Here is a 7,850-nt window from a genome sequence, read left to right as displayed (position 1 = left end):
CCCCCCTCTGCGGGGGAGGGTGGGCCTCGCGTGAGCGAGGGTCGGGAGAGGGGAGCGCCGTATCCAGATACGTGGCTCCCCTCTCCCGACTTAGCTCGTGGGTCACCCTCTCCCGCAGAGGGGAGAGGGAAGGACGCACGGATGACGAGGGGCGACGCCCCCGAACCGAGCAACCAGAGATCACATCAAATCTCCCTGAGAGGGGCAGGCCCCTCGCTCGTGCAGGGTGCGGGACCCGCGTGCGATCAGGAGCCCACGCGCATGGATGTACCACGTCACGCCGGTGCGGACCGCTCCGCGTCGGCGGTCCACAGGTGCATCGCCGCGTAGGCGCGCCAGGGCCGCCACGCCTCGGCGCGCGCCAGCAGTTGCGCCGGGCTCGGCCGGCCGGGGCCGGCATCCAGCGCGCGCATCAGGCCGATGTCCCCGACCGGAAGGGCGTCGGCGTCGCGCAGCGCCCGCATGGCGACGTACTGGGCCGTCCACGGGCCGATCCCGCGGATCGCGGTGAGGCGGGCCGCCGCCGTCGCAGGGTCCTGGCCCGGGGCGAACAGGTCCGGCTCGGCGAGGCTCGCCGCGGCGAGCGCGCGGATCGCCGCGCCGCGTGCCCGCGGCATGCCGAGGAGCCCCGCGATGTCGGCCGAAGCGATCGCGTCCGGGCCCGGGAAGACGTGGGTGAGACCCGGCTGCGCCGCGCCCGCGAAGGGCGTGCCGAGCGCGGCGACGAGCCGCCCGGCGAGCCGGGTTGCCGCCGCCACCGAGACCTGCTGGCCGAGGATGGCGCGCACCCCGAGCTCGAACCCGCACCAGGCGCCCGGCACCCGCAGGCCGGGGCGCGCAGCGACGAGGGGCGCGAGGCCCGGGTCGCGGGCGAGGCCTGCGCCGATCGCGGCCGGATCGGCCGCGCAATCGAACACGCGGCGGAGGCGGGCAACGATCTCCGGCAGGGCCGCCGCGTCCGCGCGGATCGTGGCGCGCAGGCGGTCACCGGCCTCGAGCGCGACGGCGACGGTGCCGTGCCGCCCGTCGATCGCGACGGTGCGGGCGTAGCCGGGTGCTGCGGCCTCGATGCCCGGGATCGCGCGGGCTGCCAGGAAGCCGTGGATCGCGGCCCAGTCGTAGGGCGGCCGGTAAGACAGGTCGACCGCATGCACCTCGCGTCCGCCGGACGCCCCCGCGCCGAGGTCGTGGCCGCGGGCAGGTGAAGCATCCGATCCGGCCGCGGGAGACCGGATCACGGCCCGGCGGCGCGGACGGCGCCGGCCGGCCGCGCGCCGCCCGGCAGCCAGCGGTCGATGGTCGCGTAGAGCACCGCGCGGTCGAAGGGCTTGCCGACGTGGTCGTCCATGCCGGCCTCGCGGAACTGGCGGACCTCGCTCGGAAGCACGTTGGCGGTCATCGCGATCACCGGAACCGTCGCCGCCGGGCCCTTGAGCCGGCGGATCATCCGGGTCGCGGTGATGCCGTCCATGCCGGGCATCTGCACGTCCATCAGCACGAGGTCGAACGCCCCGTCCTCCACCGCCATCACCGCGGCGGCCCCGTCGGCGACCACGTCGACCGTGTGGCCCGCCGCTTCGAGCACGAGGCGGGCGAGCTCCTGGTTGATCGCGACATCCTCGACCAGGAGGATGTGCCCGGTCATGCGCGGAACGCTCGTGCGGCGCGCGCGCGACAGGGCGCGGGCGGCGTCCCCGCGCGGCAGCGTCAGGGTGAACCAGAAGGTCGATCCCTGCCCGTCGTCCGAGGCCACCCCGATGGTGCCGCCCATCAGCTCGACGAGGCGCTTGCTGATCGCGAGCCCGAGCCCGGTGCCGCCGAAATCGCGGGTGACGGAACTGTCGACCTGGGAGAAGCGCTCGAACAGCCGGTGCTGCTTCTCCTGCGGGATGCCGATGCCGGTGTCGGCGACGCTGAAGCGGATCGTCTCGGCCCCGAGCGAACGGCCGGCATGGCGCACGGCGAGCGTGATGCCGCCGCGGCGGGTGAACTTCACCGCGTTGTTGAGGAGGTTCAGCAGGATCTGGCGCAGGCGCGCCTCGTCGCCGACGACGCTCGCGGGCAGGTCCGGGTCGATCCGGCTCACCACCTCCAGGCCCTTGGCCGCCGCGAGGCCGCGCACGATCGAGAGGCAGTTGTCGGCGAGCGCGTGCGGCGCGAAGGCCCGCCGCTCGAGGTCGATCGCGCCCGCCTCGACCTTGGAGAAGTCGAGGATGTCGTTGACCACCGTGAGCAGCGCGTCGCCCGAGGAGCGCGCGAGCTCCGCGTGCCGGAGCAGGTCCGGGGCGAGCCTGTCGGACCGCACCAGGAGGTCGGTGAAGCCGATCACGGCGTTCAGCGGGGTGCGGATCTCGTGGGACATCGCGGCCAGGAAGTCGGTCTTGGCCATGCTCGCCCGCTCCGCCTCCAGGCGCGCCGCGTCGGCCGCCGCCTTCGCATCGCGCAGCGCGAGCTCGGCGTGCTTGCGCTCGGTGATGTCGAGGTTGAGCCCGATGACCCGGGTCGCCTCGCCGGCCGCGTCGTAGTAGGCGCGCCCGATGCACTGCAGCCAGCGCACGATGCCGTCGAGGCCGCGGACCCGGAACTCCATCACGAACGTCCGGCGCGCGATGATCGCCTCGGTCGCCTCCGCGAACGCGCGGGCGCGATCCTCCGGCACCACCTGGGACGTCCACGCGCCGACGGTGCGGCGCAGCGGCTCGCTCGCCGAAAGCCCGTGCAGGCGCGCGCTCTCCGGCGAGAGCAGCACGGTGCCCGCGACGCGGTCGAAGTCCCACGAGCCCGCCTCGGCGGCGTCCTGCGCGAGGCGCAGCAGGTCGCTGGTCTCCTCCAGCGCCCGGCGGGCGGTGATGATGTCGTCGATGTCCAGCGCGGTGCCGAGCCAGCCGGCGATCGCCCCGGCCTGCCGGATCGGCACCATCACGATCTTGTGCCAGCGGTAGGCGCCGTCCGCCCGCCGCAGCCGCCCCTCGACCTCGTAGCCCCGGTCCGCGTCGCGCGCCGCCTCCCAGGCCGCCGCCATCCGGGCGCCGTCGCCGGGGTGGTTGGCCGCGAGGCGGGCGGCCCGGCCGGAGCCGATCGGGCCGTAATAGTCCTCGAACCGCCGATTGACGTAGGCCGCCTCGCCGTCCTCGGCCCGCGCGATCCAGACGATCTGCGGCAGGGTGTCCGCGAGCGCCCGGTAGCGCGCCTCGCTCGCGCGCAGGGCGTCCTCCGCCCGGTGCCGGGCGTCGATGTCGCGCGCCGAGGCGACGAAGCCGGCGGGGCGCGCGTCCGCGTCGCGCACGAGGCACCACGAGGATTCGACCCAGAGGTAGGTCCCGTCCTCGCGCCGCAGGCGATACGTGCCGACCGCGGTCTCGGCCTCGCCGCGCGACAGGCGGCCGACCAGCTTGCCGACGGCGCCCGCGTCCTCCGGGTGGACGTGGTCCTGCGAACGGGTGCCGACGAGGTCCTGCGGCGCGTAGCCGAGCAGGTCCTGCGCGGCGGGCGAGACGTAGAGCCGCCGACCGGCGAGGTCGAGCTGGGTGATCATGTCGCTGGCGTTGTCGGCGAGCAGGCGGTAGCGCGCCTCGCTCCGGGCGATCCGCTCCTCGGCTTGGCGCAGGTGCGTGATGTCGCGGGCGCTGATGAACACGCGCCGCACGCGGCCCTGGCCGCCGGCCTCGCGCAGGGGCACGAGGATCAGTTCGAAGCGGTGGCTCCCGTCCCCGCGGACCCGCTCCTCCTGGCGCCGAAGCGGCTCTCCCGTCCGGATCACGCCCTCGATGTCGGCGCGGACGATCGCGGCCATGTCGGGGGACATCACGTCCTCGGGCGCCTTGCCGCGCGCCTCCTCGGCCGACAGGCCGATCAGCGCGGCCGCGCTCGGGTTCAGGGTTTCCAGGACGAAGCTCCCGTCCGGCGCGACCCGGTGGACGAACAGGTGGTCGGTGGCGTGCTCGAACACGCCGCGGAATAGCGTCTCGGCCTCGGCGAGCGCCCGGTGCGTCTCGACCAGGAGCGCCTCGCGGCGACGCCGTCGTTCCAGCTCGCGCAGGAGGACGAGAAGCCCGCCCAGGATCACGGCCGTCGTGGCACCCCCGACCGCGAAGGCGCGAAACTGTTCCTCGCGGATCGGCGCCAGCAGGTCCGTGACCGACTTGCCGACCAGGACGACGAGGGGAAGGCCGTCCGTGATGCGGTAGCCGAACAGGCGATGACGCGCGTCGTAGAGGCTGACGAATTCGAACGTTCCGACCGGAGCCGTCTTCAGGCTCGCGAACAGGCCGCTGTTCGGATCGGCGCGCAGGTCGCGTTCGTACATGCCGGGCGTCGGCGGCGACCGCGCGCGGATGTAGCCGTCGAGACCGAACAGGGAGACGCTGCCGTCCTGCCCGACGTCGAGCGCCTTGAAGCGCGCCGTGAGGTAGTCGGGATCGAGGGCGACGATCAGGACGCCGCCGAAACGGCCGTCGCCCCGCGTCAGGCGCCGTGCCAGGGTGATGGACCACCCGCCCTTGACCCGTCCCTGGACCGTGCGGTTGATGTAGAGGCCGGCCTCGGGATGTTCCGAGAGCTGGCGGAAGTAGTCGCGATCCGCGACGTTCACGCGCGGAGCGCCCGGCCGCGGCGGCGTCCGCGACACGACGAGGTCGCCGTTCTCGTCGAAGATCGCGATCTGGCGGGCGCTGGCGTCGAGCATCGTGGTGCGCTTCGACCAAGTCGCGAAATCGAACGCCTTCGGGTCGTCCGTGAAGTCGCTCTGGATCAGGCGCATGATCTGATCGATGCCCTCGACCAGCCGCGAGACCTGCTCGGCCAGCGCGACTGACAGGTTCGTCACGTCGCGCTTGGCCTGAACCATCTCGCTCGCGCGGCGCTGCTCCAGGTGGAACAGCAGCCCGCTCCACAGGAGCGCGAGGACGATCAGGCCGCCGGCCGCGACGAGACCCTGCGGCCACCGCCCCGCGAAGCGATCGAAGCCGGCCGGCTCCGTGCCTCGCCGCCCGCGGTCCGCCGACGCCCCGGCCATCATCCCGCTCGCCTCAAGGTTGGGCCTCGGCGGTTCAAACCCGCCCCGCGCACGACGGTACCGCGCTTTCCTTCACGAAACCCGCCTTCACGAAACCCGCCTTCACGAAACCCGCATCGGAAAGCCCGCGCACGACCGGGGCCTACCTCAGCCAGGTCCGGCGAGGGGCGAGGCCCTGAGGCTTCCCAGCGCCGCCACCGTCTCGTCGCGCAGGGTGCGGATGGCGGCAAGCGATCCTGCGAGGTCGGCCCCTGCCTTCGCCTCGACCTCCAGGGCGCGGCAGCCCTCCGACAGGCGCTCGCAGCCGAGCATGCCCGACATCGAGATCAGCGTGTGCGCCTCGCGGCCGTAATCCTCCGGGAGCCGGTCCCCCTCCGCGAACGCGGTGCGCAGGCTGGCGGTGAAGCGATCGATCAGGCGGTCGAGCTTCTCCGTACCGATCGTGTCGCCGAGGTCGTCGAGGGCCGGGCGGCTCAGCAGGGGCAGCGTCACGAGCGGGCTCCGTTGGGTTAGGCGATGCGGGACGGCAACGTCGTTGACATGGCCCTGTTGACATGGCTCTGACGTCGAGAACCGAAGCGGCGTTTCATCGCCGCGTCCAGATCCGTGTCATCGATGCCGCGATCGGTCGCGTCCGCCCCGGTTCGTGGGCCTGCGGTGCCGGCCCTCCCGAACGCGAGACGCGCCCGGCGCTACAGCAGCGTCCCGCGCAGGATCAGCAGGGCCACGGAGAAGTAGATGACGAGCCCGGTCACGTCGACCAGCGTCGCCACGAACGGCGCCGAGGCGGTGGCGGGGTCGAACCCGAGGCGCTGGAGCAGGAACGGCAGCATCGAGCCGGTGAGCGAGCCGAAGGTGACGATGCCGACGAGCGCCGCGCCCACGGTCGCCGCGACCAGCGGCCAGTGCGCGCCGTAATCGTACAGCCCGGTCTTCTGCCAGACCACGATGCGGACGATGCCGATGAGGCCGAGGATCGCCCCGAGCACGAGGCCGGTGGGCACCTCGCGCAGCGCCACGCGCCACCAGTCGCGCAGGCGAACCTCGCGGAGCGCCAGCGCCCGGATGAGGAGCGAGGTCGCCTGGCTCCCCGAGTTGCCGCCCGAGCTCATGATGAGCGGGATGAACAGGGTGAGCACGATCGCCTTCTCGAGCTCCCCCTCGAAGCCCTGCATGGCGGTGGCGGTCATCATCTCGCCGAGGAACAGCGCGCAGAGCCAGCCGGCGCGCTTCCGGATCATCGTGAGGAAGCCGATGTCCATGTAGGGCTCGGGCAGCGCCTCCATGCCGCCGAAGCGCTGCACGTCCTGCGTCTGCTTCTCGACCATCGCGTCGATCATGTCGTCGACGGTGACGATGCCGATCAGGTGGCCGACCGCGTCGACCACGGGAAGCGCCAGGAGGTCGTACTTCGAGATCAGGCGGGCCGCCTCCTCGCGGCTCGCCGTGGGCGAGACCGCGAGCGGGCGCCGGCCGGCGGCGACCGAGAGCACGTTGTCTTGCGGGTCGCCCGAGATCAGGCGGCGCAGCGGCACCGCCTTCGTCAGGGCGCGGGTGCGCGGGTCGAGCACGAAGATCGCGTAGATCGTCTCGCGGGTCTTCTCGACGCGGCGGACGTGATCGAGGGTCTGGGCCACCGTCCAGGTGCCGGGCACCGTGACGAACTCGGTCGTCATCAGCGAGCCGACCGTCTCCTCGCCGTAGGCGCTGAGGCGATCGACGGCGCCGCGCGTCTCGGCGTCGAGCCGGGCGCGCAGGTCCGAGCGCCCCGGCTCCTCGATCTCGCGAAACACGTCGGTGACCCGGTCGGCCGACATGCCCGAGAGGTAGGAGGCGACCCGGTCGCGGGGCAGCATCTCGATGATGTCGGCGGCCGCATCCAGCTCCGGCTGGTCGAGCACCTCGACGGCACGGTCGTGCGGCAGCCCGAGGAGGATCGCGGCGGCGACTTCCGGCGCCTCCTCGTTCAGCGCCTCGACGATGTCGGGCGCGCGCTCATCCGAGAGGCGGGCGGCCAGCACCGACGGGTCGACGCGGGCGCCGGGCGCGCCGGGATCGTCGGCGGCCGGGGGATCGGGGACCGGTGGGTTCATGGGCCTCTGTCCTGGGCCTCGCCCCGTGGGCCAGGCTGCGCGCCGCGCGGCGCCGGCCGCGACCGGCGGCGCGGCGGAACCCCGCTCCGGCCCCCAGGGGTTCAGGCGGGATCGCGGCGCACGGCTGGGCGCGGCTCGGACGATCGGTCTGGCGCGCCGCTTGGCATCGGGGTCTGCGTTGAGGAATCGGGCTGAACGGCGGCCCCGGCGACGGGTGCGGCACGCGGCAGCGTCCTGCCCTCCGCGCGGGGGCGCGTCAACCCGCGAACCGCGCGGAGGCTGCGAAAAGGCATCGCGCGGGCGGCCTCGCGCCGACGTTGAAGCATAATGCTTTTCGTGCTATGACCTTGATGAAGAAGATGAATTTCTCAGTTCTGCAACGCGGCGCGCGCGGAGCCGGGCCCCTGCGTCGCCCGGTTATGAGAAATATAAGTGCGGTGCCCGCTTGTATTGCGCCCAACAGATCGCCTATGTTGGGGGTGTCGGAAGTTCAGAGGAGAAACGCCATGACGTGGTCTGCCCCGATCGTTCAGGAAGTGTGTGTCGGCATGGAAGTCACCAGCTACGAGTCGGCTGAGATCGACACCTTCAACTGAGCCGCTGGTCGCCTCTGCGACCGATCTCACAGCGCCGTCCCTCGCGGGGCGGCGTTTTTCGTTTGTCCAGCCCATCGTGGAATCGAACGCGTGTATGGTCGCGGGCTGAGGTGGTGCGGATTGATCCTGAACCGATCGGGGTCTTTG

5 protein-coding genes are annotated in these 7,850 nt (G+C 72.7%); 1 reads left to right on the top strand and 4 read right to left on the bottom strand.

Features of this window, described 5'->3' with window-relative positions; all coding sequences use genetic code 11:
* Positions 1-275: 275 nt before the first annotated feature.
* The 4 genes from ACFE8Y_RS19690 to mgtE form a co-directional block, all read right to left on the bottom strand.
* Complete coding sequence (locus ACFE8Y_RS19690; protein ID WP_375466066.1) at positions 276-1,154, bottom strand: DNA-3-methyladenine glycosylase family protein; 879 nt, start codon at positions 1,152-1,154, stop codon at positions 276-278.
* Between the two features lie 80 nt (positions 1,155-1,234).
* Positions 1,235-5,017 (bottom strand): PAS domain S-box protein, encoded by a 3,783-nt coding sequence (locus ACFE8Y_RS19685; RefSeq protein WP_375466065.1) that lies wholly within the window; start codon positions 5,015-5,017, stop codon positions 1,235-1,237.
* Between the two features lie 144 nt (positions 5,018-5,161).
* On the bottom strand, positions 5,162-5,506 hold the full coding sequence (locus tag ACFE8Y_RS19680; RefSeq protein ID WP_375466064.1) for an Hpt domain-containing protein: 345 nt from the start codon (positions 5,504-5,506) through the stop codon (positions 5,162-5,164).
* A 200-nt stretch (positions 5,507-5,706) separates the two neighbouring features.
* The gene (gene mgtE / locus ACFE8Y_RS19675) at positions 5,707-7,107 is read right to left on the bottom strand and encodes a magnesium transporter (protein WP_375466063.1); all 1,401 of its coding nucleotides are present in this window, start codon (positions 7,105-7,107) and stop codon (positions 5,707-5,709) included.
* Positions 7,108-7,613: 506 nt separating this feature from the next.
* Between mgtE and pqqA the strand changes: the two genes are divergently transcribed.
* Positions 7,614-7,703 (top strand): pyrroloquinoline quinone precursor peptide PqqA, encoded by a 90-nt coding sequence (pqqA, locus tag ACFE8Y_RS19670; protein ID WP_018042171.1) that lies wholly within the window; start codon positions 7,614-7,616, stop codon positions 7,701-7,703.
* Positions 7,704-7,850 lie beyond the last annotated feature (147 nt).

It is taken from the genome of uncultured Methylobacterium sp., from assembly GCF_964242245.1.
Classification (GTDB): Bacteria; Pseudomonadota; Alphaproteobacteria; order Rhizobiales; family Beijerinckiaceae; genus Methylobacterium.
Note: the sequence above shows the minus strand (reverse complement) of the source record. Positions and strands in the feature narration are given on the sequence as shown.

Coding starts and splice junctions, on each gene's coding strand:
- ACFE8Y_RS19685 (WP_375466065.1), bottom strand. CDS start 5,017: ATGATGGCCGGGGCGTCGGCGGACCGCGGGCGGCGAGGCACGGAGCCG.
- pqqA (WP_018042171.1), top strand. CDS start 7,614: ATGACGTGGTCTGCCCCGATCGTTCAGGAAGTGTGTGTCGGCATGGAA.
- mgtE (WP_375466063.1), bottom strand. CDS start 7,107: ATGAACCCACCGGTCCCCGATCCCCCGGCCGCCGACGATCCCGGCGCG.